The organism is Nitrospiraceae bacterium, assembly GCA_021373015.1.
Classification (GTDB): domain Bacteria; phylum Nitrospirota; class Thermodesulfovibrionia; order Thermodesulfovibrionales; family UBA1546; genus JAJFTJ01.
Genome location: JAJFTJ010000006.1, coordinates 1 through 15,496, shown reverse-complemented (window position 1 = coordinate 15,496; position 15,496 = coordinate 1). Strand labels below are relative to the sequence as shown.

Annotated in this window: 18 protein-coding genes and 1 pseudogene; 4 read left to right on the top strand and 15 right to left on the bottom strand. The window is 39.3% G+C overall.

The window, feature by feature from the left end; all coding sequences use genetic code 11:
* Nucleotides 1-22: 22 nt before the first annotated feature.
* The 7 genes from LLF28_03305 to LLF28_03275 all read right to left on the bottom strand — a co-directional run bounded on the left by LLF28_03305 (nt 23) and on the right by LLF28_03275 (nt 4,860).
* Nucleotides 23-901: a DUF4405 domain-containing protein gene (locus tag LLF28_03305; GenBank protein MCE5194472.1), complete on the bottom strand. Its 879-nt coding sequence runs from the start codon at nt 899-901 to the stop codon at nt 23-25.
* A gap of 315 nt (nt 902-1,216) precedes the next feature.
* Nucleotides 1,217-2,263, bottom strand: coding sequence for an arsenic resistance protein (locus tag LLF28_03300; protein MCE5194471.1), 1,047 nt, complete (start codon nt 2,261-2,263; stop codon nt 1,217-1,219).
* Nucleotides 2,256-2,645 carry a metalloregulator ArsR/SmtB family transcription factor gene (locus LLF28_03295; GenBank protein ID MCE5194470.1) on the bottom strand — a complete coding sequence of 130 codons (390 nt, stop codon included), beginning with the start codon at nt 2,643-2,645 and terminating at the stop codon, nt 2,256-2,258. The genes LLF28_03300 and LLF28_03295 overlap by 8 nt, the downstream gene beginning before the upstream one ends.
* Nucleotides 2,646-2,650: 5 nt before the next feature.
* Nucleotides 2,651-2,890, bottom strand: a complete 240-nt coding sequence (locus LLF28_03290; protein MCE5194469.1) for a thioredoxin family protein — start codon at nt 2,888-2,890, stop codon at nt 2,651-2,653.
* A gap of 13 nt (nt 2,891-2,903) precedes the next feature.
* Entirely contained in the window at nt 2,904-3,299 is a 396-nt protein-coding gene (locus LLF28_03285) for a DUF2703 domain-containing protein (protein ID MCE5194468.1), read from the bottom strand.
* Nucleotides 3,300-4,250, bottom strand: coding sequence for a permease (locus LLF28_03280; protein ID MCE5194467.1), 951 nt, complete (start codon nt 4,248-4,250; stop codon nt 3,300-3,302).
* Nucleotides 4,251-4,311: 61 nt separating this feature from the next.
* Nucleotides 4,312-4,860: a thermonuclease family protein gene (locus tag LLF28_03275; GenBank protein ID MCE5194466.1), complete on the bottom strand. Its 549-nt coding sequence runs from the start codon at nt 4,858-4,860 to the stop codon at nt 4,312-4,314.
* Between the two features lie 70 nt (nt 4,861-4,930).
* On the opposite strand from LLF28_03275, the gene LLF28_03270 reads away from it, so the two are divergent.
* Nucleotides 4,931-5,479 (top strand): hypothetical protein, encoded by a 549-nt coding sequence (locus tag LLF28_03270; protein MCE5194465.1) that lies wholly within the window; start codon nt 4,931-4,933, stop codon nt 5,477-5,479.
* 36 nt (nt 5,480-5,515) lie between these two features.
* Here the strand turns inward: LLF28_03270 and LLF28_03265 are convergent, their stop codons facing one another.
* On the bottom strand, nt 5,516-6,433 hold the full coding sequence (locus LLF28_03265; GenBank protein MCE5194464.1) for a diacylglycerol kinase family lipid kinase: 918 nt from the start codon (nt 6,431-6,433) through the stop codon (nt 5,516-5,518).
* Nucleotides 6,434-6,662: 229 nt separating this feature from the next.
* Here LLF28_03265 and atpB point away from each other — a divergent pair, with 229 nt between their 5' ends.
* Entirely contained in the window at nt 6,663-7,343 is a 681-nt protein-coding gene (atpB, locus tag LLF28_03260) for a F0F1 ATP synthase subunit A (GenBank protein MCE5194463.1), read from the top strand.
* A 47-nt stretch (nt 7,344-7,390) separates the two neighbouring features.
* Entirely contained in the window at nt 7,391-7,735 is a 345-nt protein-coding gene (gene atpE / locus LLF28_03255) for an ATP synthase F0 subunit C (protein ID MCE5194462.1), read from the top strand.
* 68 nt (nt 7,736-7,803) lie between these two features.
* Here the strand turns inward: atpE and LLF28_03250 are convergent, their stop codons facing one another.
* Nucleotides 7,804-8,208 (bottom strand): FAD synthase, encoded by a 405-nt coding sequence (locus tag LLF28_03250; GenBank protein ID MCE5194461.1) that lies wholly within the window; start codon nt 8,206-8,208, stop codon nt 7,804-7,806.
* 190 nt (nt 8,209-8,398) lie between these two features.
* Between LLF28_03250 and LLF28_03245 the strand changes: the two genes are divergently transcribed.
* Entirely contained in the window at nt 8,399-11,323 is a 2,925-nt protein-coding gene (locus LLF28_03245; protein MCE5194460.1) for a PAS domain S-box protein, read from the top strand.
* Between the two features lie 9 nt (nt 11,324-11,332).
* On the opposite strand, the gene LLF28_03240 is transcribed toward LLF28_03245, so the two are convergent.
* The 6 genes and pseudogenes from LLF28_03240 to LLF28_03215 form a co-directional block, all read right to left on the bottom strand.
* Nucleotides 11,333-11,662, bottom strand: coding sequence for a DUF134 domain-containing protein (locus LLF28_03240; protein MCE5194459.1), 330 nt, complete (start codon nt 11,660-11,662; stop codon nt 11,333-11,335).
* Nucleotides 11,646-12,890 carry a molybdopterin molybdotransferase MoeA gene (locus LLF28_03235; protein ID MCE5194458.1) on the bottom strand — a complete coding sequence of 415 codons (1,245 nt, stop codon included), beginning with the start codon at nt 12,888-12,890 and terminating at the stop codon, nt 11,646-11,648. Before LLF28_03235 ends, LLF28_03240 begins: the two co-directional genes overlap by 17 nt.
* Before the next feature lie 10 nt (nt 12,891-12,900).
* Complete coding sequence (locus LLF28_03230; protein ID MCE5194457.1) at nt 12,901-13,146, bottom strand: zinc ribbon domain-containing protein; 246 nt, start codon at nt 13,144-13,146, stop codon at nt 12,901-12,903.
* Nucleotides 13,146-13,907 (bottom strand): annotated as a pseudogene (locus LLF28_03225) (Mrp/NBP35 family ATP-binding protein). The gene LLF28_03230 and the pseudogene LLF28_03225 overlap by 1 nt, the downstream one beginning before the upstream one ends.
* Nucleotides 13,908-14,056: 149 nt before the next feature.
* The gene (locus tag LLF28_03220; protein MCE5194456.1) at nt 14,057-15,250 is read right to left on the bottom strand and encodes a cation diffusion facilitator family transporter; all 1,194 of its coding nucleotides are present in this window, start codon (nt 15,248-15,250) and stop codon (nt 14,057-14,059) included.
* A gap of 29 nt (nt 15,251-15,279) precedes the next feature.
* Nucleotides 15,280-15,456 (bottom strand): hypothetical protein, encoded by a 177-nt coding sequence (locus LLF28_03215; GenBank protein MCE5194455.1) that lies wholly within the window; start codon nt 15,454-15,456, stop codon nt 15,280-15,282.
* Nucleotides 15,457-15,496: the final 40 nt, after the last annotated feature.

Genomic DNA, 15,496 nt, shown 5'->3' with positions numbered 1-15,496 from the left:
AAAATCATATCAGTGTAATATTTTATCTGTTTCTTTTTTCATCAACAAGAATTATTTTCATTATATCGATAGGTGTTGTATTGTGCCTGTCAGCTGCTTGTTTAAGGGTTTCTCCTTCTTTTGTCTGAATATTTTTCTCAGACAGTTTTTTCTTCGCTTTATTGATATCCAACTTGTTTTCTTCGATGATCTGCTTCAGTGTTTTTCTCCCGAGCCCTGTGCCTGCGAACTTTTCATCTACTTGTTCAGGGGTGTAGCTTATTATTTCACCTGCTGTATCTTTCTTCTCGTATTTTTTTATGATTTTATAAATCTCGAGCGGAGAAGTGTTGTGATTTTTTGCTATTTTTTCTATAGAATCATTTGATGATTCAATCTTAAATCCATTTTTTTTGAGCTCTTCGACTGCAAGATTTAGATCCATATCCATTTTTTTAGCAAATGATTTCAAGGAGAGAAGTTCTGCATGACCAAAGGGAGGCTCCAGTTCTTTGCTTGTGACCCATGAATTTTTAAGATAATCGCTGAATTTTATTACATAGTTGAGAGGAGGAATAGTGTAAATCGACGCTATAACAAATATAGCTGTTATCACAGATGCAATTGCCATCTCTTTTTTTAAGGACAATACGCGCTCTGCCTTTTTTACAATGTAGGTTGTGAACACAGCCCAGTTAAGATAGATGTGGTATACGGCTCCAATAATAAAAAGCAGGCTTGTCAGTACATGCATATCTATCCAGTTTTCTTTTGTGAGAAAAAAGAATTTCCATTTTGTCCAGTATGCTATTCTGCCGGCCGGCACAAAATAAAGTACAATCCCTGAGATAGTCATGAAGATAGTGCTAAGTGCTGTAAGAAGACTTATAAATCCTTTTGTGTGAAATTTTCTTTCTGTCATTGTTTTCTCCTTTTTTTAATAAGTGGGTATCTTATCGGTACATCTTTGTAGTCATTGTCTCTTCTTTTGCCCATGTCTTTGCAGACAGACCCGGGCCATTTGAAGTCCTTTATCTCCTGAATAATAATGATTCTTTAAGCGGCCTGTTGCCCATGCGTTTTGCGTATGCCCACTGGAGCTCCTGAAAGAGATCTATGTCTTTTGGCCCGAACTTTCAGGACTCGATCTTTCTCATCTGTGTCTTCACCTCTTTTGTGCTGCAAAGACTAAGGTTAATAAAAAGTAGCCTTTTCAAAAGTCCCCCTGAAAATATATTTATTGCCTGAATAGTTTCGCCTCTGTCTTTCTTGCAAACCATACGAGCGCGAGCATTACAGGCACTTCTATCAACGGCCCGATGACAGTTGCAAGTGCGACAGTTGAATTAAATGCTGTTATGGCTATTGCGATTGCTATCTCAAAGTCTCTTCCTGTTGAATTAAAACCGACTGCAACGGAATCTTTGTAGTTAAATCCGAGTTTCCAGCTTACAAGATACACAACCACAAACATTATCCAGAAAAAGAGCGTCATTGGTATTGCCATCTGCACGATCAAAAACGGTCTTTCGAGTATTAAATCGCCTTTCAGCGCGAACATTACTATAAGCGTGAAAAGCAGGCCTGATATGGATATGGTATCGAGATGAAACTTGAGCCTGCTGAACCACTGCTCACCAAACTTTTTCACTCCAATAAGTCTTGTGAATATGCCGGCTGCAAGCGGAATGCCGAGATAAAGAACTACGCTTTCTGCAACAACCCATACATCAAAGTTCAGCTCACCGAGCAGTAACTTTGCGTAGACAGGGATGAGCAGCATCTGGATTATCGAGTTCAGCGCTACAAGTATTATTGCGAGAGGGCCGTTGCCTGCTGAAAGATATGTAAAGACAATCACCATTGCAATACAGGGCGCAAGCCCATAGAGAACAAGCCCTGTATAAAGATCAGGCTCGCTGCCAAGGAATAACTTTGCGAGCAGCAGCATGAAAAACGGCGCTACAGCATAGTTGAAGAACATTACGATCACAAGCTGTTTTGGAGATTTTGCTGCTTTGCCGAGGTCTTCAAATCTGATATTTGCCATCGCAGGATACATCATCATGAAGAGACCGACGACTACTCCGAGCGCCAGAGTGTTTGGTATGCTGAATTGGTATGTGCCATGAAAGATTGATTTGATCGCATCAATAGGCGGCGTGAGTTCAAAATTTGAAATCCCGTACCACTTGCCGATTGCAATACCGATAATCATGCTCGCAATTACAAAAGCAGGAAGAAGTCTGAAATTATGGAGCTTCTCAAAAAATCTTCTAAGCATTTTTTATTCTTTCCATAAAATGAATTTTATTTTTAATCTTGCTGACTTCTATTATTGACGATTTCTTTTTGAGAAAATCCTCAAGTCTCTTCATGTCTTTTTTGGCTGCTTCTTCAGGGATTTTCTCTATAACTGAAAGGATCAAAAATCTTTTAAACATATCTGAATTATCGATCCTATAATGAATCCATTTGCCCTGTTTTCTGTCTTTAATCAGCCCTGCTTTTTTTAATATGTTCAGATGAAAAGATATCTTGGGCTGAATGAGATTCAGAGCTGCCACGATATCGCAGACACACAATTCTTCATTACCGAGAAGCTTTAATATTCTGAGTCTGGTTTTGTCGGATAAAGCTTTTAATATATTGAGTATGTCCTGCATGATGGTTACATTTCTGATTTGATGAGTTCTATAATTTTTTTGACATCTGGCAAAGGCTTGCCCGAATGTTTTAGCTTTTTGTTTATCAGAAGTCCTGGAGTTGAGAGCGTATATTTCATGATTTCAGCTATATCTGTTATTTTCTCAACCTTTGCGTCTATTCCTATCTGCTTTAAGGCTGCTTTTGTCATCTCTTCCATTTTGTAACAGTTTGCACAGCCCGGTCCCAATATTTTTATTATCATAATTTCCTCCATTTTATTTGTTATGTATCATCTCAGCTGCAGCAAGAAGCCCTGCCTTAATGATCAGCTCAGAGGGGATTGTCTCGTATGTTTGGTTATTGAATTTAATCGTTCTGCATTCATTGTCCCCGCATGGACCGCAGCATGGCCTCTGCCCAACATCAGCCTTTATCCAGTACTCAAGCGGCCTTTCTGCAATCAATATGGAGTTGGATTCCAAAGGCGTTTTCTTAAAGGCGGATATATCCATAACAGACTTTTCCAGAACAACATCTATATCCAGATGAGAGAGGGATTTTTTCAATAGAAGATATGCTTTTTCGATCTCCTCTTCAGTTGATCCGCATCTATCGCAGGTCTGGTTATTGTTGATGAGCAGACGCTGCCATGTGATGGTGAGAGTTTTCATTTATAGTATTGCGTTGAACAGATATCCAACCAGTATTATTGTTATGGTCATTATGCCGACAAATACAGCAAGCAGAGGCAGTTTAATAACTTTTCTTAAAATTATCATTTCAGGCAGAGATAATGCAGTGACTGCCATCATAAATGCGAGCACTGTGCCTACAGCAAGTCCCTTGCTTATCAGGGCTGAAACAATCGGTATTATTCCTGCAGCATTTGAATAAAGCGGAACTCCGATAATAACTGCCAATGGAACTGCAAATAGATTATCAGAGCCTGCGTATTTAAGTAAAAAATCCTCAGGAACATATCCGTGTATGAAGCTGCCGATGCCGATGGCAATGAGAATAAAAAGCCATATCCGTTTGAGAATGTCTATTGTATTCAGCCTGGCGTATTGAATTCTCTCCCTGAATATCAGCTTTGGAGACTCAAGATTCTCAGAAGAGTGGATTTTGTATACATATTCTTCTACCCATTTTTCGAGTCTCAGTTTTCCGATAATGATGCCGCTTAGTATTGCGACTATAAGTCCTGTCCCTATATAAAGTGCTGTTAGCTTCCAGCCGAGCAGTCCCCATAGCAGAACAACAGCGATCTCATTTACCATGGGCGATGCGATAAGAAATGAGAATGTAACTCCAAGAGGGATGCCTGCCTCCACAAAACCGATGAACAAAGGCACTGCAGAACACGAACAAAACGGAGTTACAACTCCAAGCAGGGCTGCGAGGGTATTTCCTATAAATTCTTTTTTATGCGATAAGATTCTTCTTGTCCGCTCTGGAGAGAAGTAGCTTCTTATTATTGAGACTGCAAATATGACTGCTGCAAGCAGCAGGAATATCTTTATAGTGTCATAGACAAAGAACTCCAGAGATCCTGAAAGACGTGATCCCTTCTCAAGGCTTATTAAATCGTAGACTATGTATTCCGAGATTTTTTTCAACATTGGTTTAATATATAAAGCATTTTATATATATCACAAATTTCTGCGGTAAGTCAAGGGGGATTTAATTTTTATGTTTTTTTCTATAATCAGATGGTTTTTCTGTCAGTCCATCACTTCCCCATATTCCGAGTTTCTGCTCTCTAGCCTTGAGCTGGGCATCTCTTAATTGCTCCACATATTTTACATTTGGAGTGATCGTATAGAGCACTGCATATCCGTCGCTCAACATTTTGGCATTAATCATATCCCCGTCTTTGGTATAAACATAGCAGAGCAGACGGTCGTATCTGTCTCTTTTATCAACATCAAACTCAAGCCTCACCTGCCAGTCGGATGCTTTCAGAAGTTCTTGAAGATGTTTTTTTGATCTCTGTCCCCATGGTTTTTGTTTTAGTTCAGGAGCATCGATGCCTATAAGCCTTACGCTTGTTCTTTTTTTATTAAAAATGATTTTTATAGTATCGCCGTCGCTTACCCTCAGGACTTTTTTATATGCAGTGTCATATGATCTTGATTCTGCGTCCTTTCTGTCATATGAGCTGTAACCCAACAGTAATATTAAGGCAGCAAAGAGTGTTATGAGTTTGAGATATTTTCTGTTCACTTGCATATTATATACAATAAAGCTGCAATTAATGTTTTTATTGGTATTTAGAGCTTTTCAGTGTTAAAATAAAAAAATGGATATTAAAAAAGCAAAGCAAAGATTTTTTATGGCTAAAGAGCTCCAGCTCTCTATAGCTATTATAGTTATCTGTTCACTCCTGGCTGGAATACTATTCGCATATATTACAAAAGAACTGGGTATAAGAGCAGAAAAAGGCGGGTTGTCTATTGTCCCGTCTTTTATAGGAGTTTTTGTCGGTTATATTATGGTTGTAGTTGTTCTGGCAATATTTTTTGCTCATCGTTTCATAGGTCCATTTGAAAGACTCAAGGTGGAGATTAAGCTCATACTTGCCGGGAATTATCACAGACGGTTGTGTGTTAGAAACAGTGATGATTTCTATATAAGATCTTTCATAATGGAGGTTAATAAATTATTGGAAAGACTAGACAAGGAATGCAAGGTTCTTGATAAAGATAAATTTCGCAAAGACCTTGATTCCGAGTTATTCAACATAATTGCGCTTTTGGAAAAAAACGCCTCTAAAGAAAAACTCAGAGAGGCATTGATACTATTTCATAGTAAGTACAATATTCTTCTGGGATTCAAAGAAAAAAAATAACCTCTTGTATCGTTTTCTTAACTCAGGGGAGAAAATCTAATAAACAAGATTCAGCGCATTTGGCACTGCTTCAATAGATGCAGGAGTTGAACCTGCATAATCTCCGTCTATCTGGACTGGAGCTTTTCCTTTAATAAAAATCTTTTCAGCCTTTGCATATGTTATATCTTTGTATAAAAGATGTTTTTTGAAAATTATTCCGAATGCGTATTTGAGGATGTCCATCCGTCTGCTGCCGTGCATAATAAAAGAGTAAAGCGCATTATCTTTGATACGGGCATCAGGTGCGACCTGAAAGTTTCCTGCATATTTCGAGACATTGCTGATTATTGCGGAATAACCATTATATGATTTGACGTCAACGCTGAAAACAAGCATATCAGGATTCCAAAGGATGAATTTCTTAAGTCCATTAAAAATGTACGCAGTTTTACCTGAATATTTTTTCATAAAACTGTTGACTCCATATACAGCTGCTGCATCATAGCCGATGCCTGCCATGAGACAAAAATATCTTGAATGTGGTTTATCCGCGTGATTCTTTGCTTCAAAAGTTATTTTTCCTAGTGAGACTTTACGAGCATCTCTTGTAAGGGCAATATCAAGTGCAGCCTCGATATTTTCAGGTATGTTGAGTTCTTTCCCGAGCACATTTGTTGTTCCTAATGGAAGTATTGCCATGGGAAGGTTTGTATCGGCAATTCCATTAATGACTTCATTGTATGTGCCGTCTCCTCCAACAGCAATAATTAGCGATGGTAATTCGTGATTGTCTGATTTATTCGAAGTTTCCGCCAGCTTTTTTGCAAATATTTCAGCGTCACCTTTTTGTGAAGTGAGCATCAAATGAACATCTAACCCCCTGTTTTTTATCAGTTCAATTGCCTGTCTGATTTTTTTTAAGGAATTTTTGCCGGAAACAGGGTTGCAGATAAGAAAAATTGTTCTATTCATGTTACTGAATTATATCTGCTTTTATTAATGAAATCACTGAATTTTTCAGCTTCAAGACAATAGCGTCAATAAAGTCTGAGAGCTAATTAGAATTTGTAATGAATTATATCAGAATTTTTAATATCTTTACGATGGAAAAACACGCCTTTAGGCTTGACTTTCAACCTGTTTTAAATTAACATACCAAAGATTTTTTCATCAGTCCGCAGTTAAAAATGGAGGAAGTAAAATGGCAGCTGGTATGCAGGAAGTGCTTTTACTTGATGCAATAATAGATCCCAATAAAATACCTCACAATGTTTCCTATGCATTTCTTGCGTCTATTATATTGATTTCTACTGCTCTTGCTATAAGAACTACTATAAAAATAGTGCCAAAAGGCACGCAGAATTTTATGGAGATAGTAATAGATTCATTTTTAAAACTTTCAGAGGAAAACATCGGGCTTGAATGGGGCAGAAGATTGTTTCCTTTGATAGGCACGTTATTCATGTTCATATTAATCTGTAATTTTATGGGATTGATCCCTGGGTTTTATTCACCAACAAGCAACATAAACACAAACGCTGCAATGGCAGTCCCAGTCTTCCTTGCGACACATTATTACGGCATCAGACTGCATGGACTAAAGTATATAAAACACTTTCTTGGACCAGTGTTGTGGCTTGCCCCGCTGATGTTCATAATAGAGTTTATTGGTCACATGCTGAGACCTGTCACGCTGTCAGTGAGACTTTTCGGAAACATGATGGCAAAACATATACTGTTGTGGGTACTGGCGATTCTTACTCCTTGGATTATTCCTACAGCTATATTGGCGCTTGGCACTCTAGTAAGCGTCATACAGGCGTTTGTTTTTACACTGCTGGCTACGCTGTATCTTGCCGGCTCTGTAGAAGAAAGCCACTAATAATCATTAATTTTAAATAGAAGTCTTGTAGAAAGGAGGTAGCACTAATGAAAAAGATTTTTTCTGTAATGCTTATAGCGCTTGCTCTTATCTGCCTGTCAGCTCCAGTTGTTTTTGCACAGGAAGCTGCAAAGCCTGCGGTATCAAGTGATTATGTTAAGGCAATGGCGGCTATTGGAGCAGGTCTTGCAATCGGTCTTGCTGCTTTAGGCACAGGCATTGGACAGGGAATTGGTCTTAGCAAGGCATGTGAAGGTGTTGCTAGAAACCCTGGCGCATCAGGTAAAATCCAGATGATACTTATTATCGGTCTAGCAATGATTGAGTCTCTTGCAATCTATGCTCTTCTTGTATCACTTGGTATTATGATTAACCAGAAGCTTTTCTTCTAAAAAGAATTAGATTATTTCAAAGGGTCAGCCTTGGCTGACCCTTTTTTGTTTGGTTCAAATTTTTTTATCTACTTTGCCCTAGATCTGAATATTGAGGACTTGTATTTATCAGGATGAAAAGGATTCAGGCGTACAACCTTGATATCAGGAAATCTGTCTTTTATTGCTGTTTCAGAAACACGCTGATCATAACCCAATGCTATTATATTGGGGTTAATCTCTCCAATTATTGCAAATATATCTTTATCGATAGATCCTAAAATAACCTTTTCAGCAATTCCTGTTTTCGTTACACCTTCTTTCCTTTTGTTTTCATCGCTGCCAGGTAGGATTTTTTTTATTCGCTTGACATTCTCATCTCTGGCAACAATGACGATTAATTCATTGCCTAGTGAACGGGCCTGTCTGAGAAAATCAATGTGTCCTGCATGAAGATGATCAAATGTTCCAGCGCATACTACGCGGATTTTCATATGACTGCCTTTCTTTGATTTTTTATTTCAGATTATTATAACCCGAATAATCCGGATTTTAATTCGAGACATGGTCGCTTGACAGCTGGAATACTGTGTGCTAGGGTTTTTAGTATGATTAAGGATGCTGAGATAGTTTACCGTACTACGGCATCTAGTGTTCTTTTATCTTTCAAAAAGGCAGATACCTATGCTTCCGAAACAAAGACCTGACAAAATACCTTTATATTTACTTATTGTTTTTACAATTCTTATTGTAATTATCATCACTGGAGGTTATTTTTACTACACTTACCAGAAAGAAAAGATAAAAGATAGCAGAGAAGACCAACTGCTCGCAATTGCTGACTTGAAAGTCAGCGAGATTAACAGTTGGAGAAGAGAAATCATAAATTACGGAGAAATAATCTCCAGAACGCCTTTTATTGCGCTTTATATAGATAAATTTTTAAACCAAGGGGCAGAGACTTCAGCAGAAAATGAAATCCTCGAATGGCTGCATTCAATAAAAGAACAATACAAATTCATGAGCGTTATGCTTGTTGATATAAAGGGGAATGTAAAATTTTCAACTGAATCAAAAATAATCGGTTCTCATGCAAAACAGCTCATCAAGAAGTCAATACATACAAATAATGTTCTGCTCTCGGATTTTCACAAAATAACAGAGATTGAGCACATTCATCTGGATCTTGCTGTGCCTCTTTTAAAGTCTGCTCAGGGGGAAAAGGTTGCTTCCGGAGTCTTGCTTGTAAGGGTTGATCCATATGATTTTTTGTATCCCTTGATACAATCGTGGCCAACGCAGAGCGACACAGCAGAGACATTATTAGTGCGGCGTGAAGGTGATAATGTTTTATTTCTTAATGAACTCCGTCACAAAACAGATACTGCTTTAAATCTTAAAAAGCCTATTACTAAGACTGAACTACCGGCTGTGCAGGCAGTTCTTGGTGAAACAGGAATAATTGAAGGAAGGGATTACAGAGACGCATCTGTGCTTGCGGCAATACGTCCTGTTCCTGAAACTCCATGGTTTCTTGTAGCGAAGGTTGATACAGAAGAAATATATGCGCCAATCCGCGACCGTGCATGGGATACAGTATTTTTTATGCTTCTTCTAATTGCCGCTTCAGGATTAGCTGTAATCTCATGGTGGAAACAGAAAAACGCTGAACATTACCGTCAGGAGTATGAGACAGAATTGAGACATCAAATAATGAAGAAAAAAGATGAATGTCTTACAAAATATGCTAATGATATTATAATGCTTGCAGACTCTGATTTAACGATTGTTGATGCAAATGACCGTGCTCTTCAGGTCTACGGTTACACATACGAAGAAATGCTCAGCCTTAAAGCTCTTGACCTCAGGACGGAAGATGTCCGTCAAGAGGTATATGAAAAGATAAAAGAGTCCGAGGGGACAGACGGCTTGATATATGAAACACTTCACAAGAAAAAGGACGGCACGGTATTTCCTATCGAGGTGAGCAACAGGGTGATTGATATAGAGGGAAATAAATTCTTTCTTGCCATTATACGCGATATCACAGAACGTAAAGAATCTGAAAAGAGGGCCAAAGAGATCTCAATCGAACGCGACAACCTGCTTTTGAGGCTTCAGTTGATTCTTGAGCGAATGCCTGTTGGATGCATTATAAACGACAAAGATTTTAATATCATTTACTGGAGCCCTGCGGCAGAAAAGATTTTTGGATTCACAAAAGAAGAAATTTTGGGGAAATCTCCTTTTAGTTTGTTTATCCCGCTCTCAGTCAAAGAATATGTCGAAAACATAAGGACAAGGATGAAAAGCGGTGATCTGACTGCTCACGGATTTAACGAAAACATAACAAAGGACGGACGCACGATCTGGTGCGAGTGGTATAACACCCCTTTGCGTGACCCTGACGGCAATTTCACAGGTTATATGTCAATGGTTGTTGACGCTACTGAAAAGAGGAAGATCGAGGAACAGCTGCTTCATTCTCAGAAGCTTGATGCAATCGGCCAGCTTGCAGGCGGAGTAGCGCATGATTTTAATAATATCCTTACCGCGATAATCGGCTACGCGAGCATTACTGATATGAAGATGCAGGATAATGACCCGCTAAAAGAGAACATAAAACATATTATAGAATCCTCAAGAAAGGCATCGTCTCTGGTAAAGAATCTTCTTGTCTTTGGAAGAAAACAAACGATGTCTGTTAATAATGTTGATATCAATCAGATTATAAAAGACATAGAGAAGCTTTTCCCTATGATGATAGGAGAGGATATAGAGTTCAAGACTTTTCTTGCAGAAAAAAAGCTGATAGTCAAGGCTGATGAAACTCAGATTGAACAGGTTTTGATAAATCTTGCTACAAATGCAAAAGATGCAATGCCAAACGGCGGTAACCTTACAATAACCACCGACGTGTTTAATGTGGATGATGAATTTGTCAGAATGTATAACTTTTGGGAAAAAGGGCTTTACGCGCGCATAACTTTTTCCGATTCAGGCGCAGGTATCGATGAAAAAATAAAGGAGAGAATTTTTGAGCCTTTTTTTACAACAAAAGAGGTTGGGAAAGGAACTGGCCTTGGACTTTCAATAGCTTATGGTATAGTGAAGCAGCATAATGGGCATATAAATGTCTACAGCCATTTAGGTGAAGGCACAACATTCAAGATTTATCTGCCTTTAGTACAAGGAGATGAAAAGGAGGAAAGAGCGCAGATGACTGAAGAACCAATAGGCGGTACTGAAACAATACTTGTCATCGAGGATGAAAAAGATGTAAGAGTTGTGACAAAAACAATACTTGAAGCTTACGGTTATAAAGTAATCGAGGCAGCAGACGGAGAAGATGCCCTTGTAAAATTCAAGGACAACATTGGTGTCATAGATATGATTATATGCGATCTAATAATGCCTAAAATGAATGGGAAAGAAGTTTTTGAGAAGATAAATAACATCAGACCTGGTATAAAAGCGCTTTTTGTAAGCGGTTATTCAGAAAATATTATGCTTAAAAAGGGGAATTTTGAACAAGGATTAAACTTTGCTTCAAAGCCGATTCTTCCTGTTGAACTTCTGAAAAAGGTCAGGGAAATTCTCGATAAATAACTTTCCTTATTATATCTTGCAGCATTTTTTCTTTTTTGCGGAAACATTCCCTTCTTTTTGAAAAACAAGAGCCTGTTTTTTTATTATGCTCGTTAAAACCTTTCGCCTTCCTTCTTCAAGCAGACGCTGCACAGTTCCTCTTGAAATGCCCATCTTAGCTCCTGTTTCTTCCTGTGTCAGATTGTCGATGTCACATAAGCACATTGCTTCAAGCTCATCCCGATATACAGTTATAAGTTCGAGTTCTGTCAAAGGGACCCCTGTAGGTTTAAATACCTGTCCGCGTAATTTTCTAAAAGGACATTTGCAGAATCTTGGTTTTTTATATCTTGGAGACATTTTTATTATTATAGCAGATGAAAGATTCAGGAATTATCTGTATCTTTATACTGCTTCCTTTATCGATCTTGGATATCCCTTTGGGAATGCATGCAAGGGCTTCTGTCTTTGCCATGAACTGGAGCCTGCTGTCCATTTTTAGCGGATTAAATATAAGGTGATCCGGCCTCGACAGTGTGCCGTGTATGAACTGAGTCCAGTCTTCCTGTCCTGTCAGGTCTGTACCTGCAACAGCAGTCGTCTCAGCCAGCCCTTGTCTTTTATGACCTGCCAGTATCATAAGAGCAGGGATGACAAGCTGCATAAAAGCCATCTGATTTGATGGAGGTCCGCCCGGCAGACAGAACACAGGCTTTGAATCTAGCAATCCGAATCCTACAGCTTTGCCCGGCCCCATCTTTACTTTATGAAAAAATTTTTGCCAGCCCATATTGTCGAGTATCCCAACTACAAAGTCTTTACTTCCTTTCCAGGCTCCTCCTATTGTTATAAGACAATCGCATCTGTTAATACTATTTTTTATGGCATCGGCTATATCTTTTTCCGAGTCTTCAACTATAATGCTTTCTGATTTCATGCCGTAAATTCTGCACCATCCTGATATTGTTACAAGATTGCTCGCAAATACTTTTCCGCTTACAGCGGGGGTTCCAACAGGAAGTATCTCGTCTCCTGTCGCGATTATTATCACATCAGGGTTTCTGTAAACCTTTGCTGAAGAATGACCTGAAGCAGCTATCAGTCCTATGTGTGCAGGTCTGAGGACAGTTTTCTTTTTTATTATAAGTTCTGACATTGAAACATCAGTGCCTTTTCTTAAAATATTTCGTCCGGGATGAGCATTATTTCTCGATGTAACAAATTTTCCGTTGTCAGAAGCGAACTCCTGTGAAATAACAGCGTCCGCTCCATCAGGAATCGAAGTTCCTGATGTTATTGTTACAGCAGTTCCGGGAATTATCTCCAGAGTATCAGAACCTCCTGCAGTAAGACTGCCGATCAATTTAAGTTTTACCGGATTTGATTCAGAAGCACTAGCAATATCTGAAGACCTGACAGCGTATCCGTCTTTTAGAGAAATATCGGAAGAAGGCGAATCAACGAGAGAAAAAATATCGTCGCACGTGATTCTTCCAGCAAGCTCTAAGACCTGAAGGCTTTCAGAACCCAAAGGTCTTAGAGTATTTTTTACATGCTGTAAGGCTTCGCTGTAAGAAATGATCTCCATAATCTATGCCTTAATCATTGCCGCATCCGTTTTCGCAGGGAGTAGTGCTACCGCAGCAGGTCTGCTCTTTCCCGCACCTCGTCTGCACGGGTGCTATCGAATGGGTCCCTTTTACAATGAAACCGCTTCCGCCCGAGATCATCCTTTTGGCCTTTCCCCTGCATTTCGGGCACTCAAAAGAGGGGCTTTCATCCATCCCATGTTGTTTTTCAAATACAAACCCGCAGGCGTTGCATTTATAATCGTAAGCAGCCATCAGCCCTCTTTTTTATCTTTCGCAAGAGCGATAATCGGTTCGAGGACTAAGTTGAAGGCCATTGCAGTTGGCGAATCTTTTGAAAATTCCAGATACGGCTTGCCGTCGTCGCCTGATGCAACAAGCCTGGGCTCCAAAGGTATCCGGCCGAGGAATGCGACCCTCATTTCAGAGGCGAGCCGCTCGCCGCCGCCGCTCTTGAATATGTCGTGCCTCTCTCCGCAATTGGGGCAGATAAATCCGCTCATGTTTTCGATCAAGCCTAAAACAGGGATATTAACCTGATGACAAAAGGTGATCGATTTGCGGACATCGGTAAGAGAAACGTCCTGGGGAGTCGTCACAATAACTCCTCCATCGACACTGCCGAGAAGCTGAATAATTGATAGCGGCTCGTCGCCGGTGCCCGGAGGGCAGTCGACGATAAGATAATCAAGCTCTCCCCATTCCATGTCAGTCAGGAATTGTTTAATCAAGGAATGTTTGAGCGGGGCCCTCCAGATAACCGCGTCTTTTTCATTTTTCAGCATAAAGCCGATCGAGATCACTTTCAAATTATCATTGTATACGATAGGCTGTAAGCCGTCGGGCGTTTGCCTGATCGGGCGTCCCTCAAGCCCCAGGAGCTTTGGAATACTCGGTCCGTGGACATCGATGTCCATTAGTCCGACCTTTTTGCCCTTTAATGAGAGGGCAACAGCCATATTGGCGGCCACTGTGCTTTTCCCGACGCCGCCTTTTCCTGAAAGCACGAGAATCTTATGTTTTATTTTGTTGACCGCCGAATTCAGAGCTATCATCTCAATTACCTGTTCGGGATTTTCAGGAGATGCGCTGTTTTTTGCTCCACATTCCCTCTTTACTTCAACTGTTGTTTTCTTTTTATTCATGATCTCCCCATTCAAATGTTTTATTTTTTGTATTTGACCTCTTTAACTAACTCTTCCAGAAACTTGCAATTTGTTTTTCTGACCTCTACTTCAGCACCTGAAAAGACGTGTTCGGGCCCATTTCCTTTGAAATCTTCTTTTATATAAAGGATATCAATTCCTTTTTCAACTAAGAATTCCGCAAGCCTTATGCCTTTCCCTCTATCAATAGCCGCAAAAATATTTTTTATTATTTCTGGAGGTGATGCCAGAACGTTTAATTGTTGTATATCAAACAGGGCAATATAAGGTGCGCTGGCAAAGTGAGCCGAAATTTCTCCGTCCTTTTCAACAAGAGGCACAGCGATTCTGAGAAAATCTTTTTTTTCAGGTTCGTATTGTGTAATGACGCGTGCAACAAATGGAACTTGTTCCTTTATCTTTTTTTCTATCTGTTCTGTAATCTCAGAAGACTCTTTCAATTTCTTGAGTGAGAGGCTTATATCTAAATAGACGAATATAAACCTTCCGGAATTCCTTGCCTGTATAGAAACTGTTTTAACCCGGGGAAACTCATTTAGTATTTTTTCAATTTTTTTTATGACTGATTTATCTACTGATGCGTCCAAAAGGCTTTTTATGGAATCTCTGAGAATACCGTATGCAGCTCTGAGTATTAAAACAAGTATGAGTAATGCTGATATCCTGTCTGAATTTGGGCAGGAAAATCGAGTTCCTAAAATACCTGCTATGACAATAGCAAGAGGCGCAATATCCATTTTCCAGTGTTCTGCATCAGCCATCAGAGACGGGAAATTTATCTCTTTTGCTCGTCTTGCCTCATACCTTGAAAAAATAATTATAGGGATTGCCATGAGCGATAGTATTATTATGGTCATGTCGAGATTTCGTATCCCTTCAGCAGAGGGGTGATATATCATCTTTCCTATCTCAAAAACTGAAATAAATATCATTCCCGCTGTAATGATAGCTACAAGGTTTTCGATTTTGTAAAGTCCCCACGGAAACATATCTGACTTTCTTTCAGAAAGGTAGATGCCTCCCACTATCAAAAGACTTCCTATCACATCAGTAAGGGAATGCGCTGTTTCAGCCAGAAGCGCTGAACTGCCTGATAAGAGATAAAGAGAAAATTTTGAAGCAGTAAACAAGGCATTCAAGGCTAAAGATGCAAAAGCTAATTTTTTCCCTTCACATACAATTACATCCGACATATTTGCCTTTTATCAGTCACGAACGGCATTTAAGATATTGAATTCGAATTCTTTTTTGAAAAGCTCAAACTCATTTTTACCAATTTAGTTTTAGTGTTGCAGGCATCCAAGCATCTGCCGCAATAGATGCAGTTTATATCTCTTAAAGTCTTCTGATCAACATGTTCAGATATCTTAACATCCATATAACATACCCTCTCACATATCTTGCACTTGGCACAATTTGCAGAGGCATATCCAAGCCTT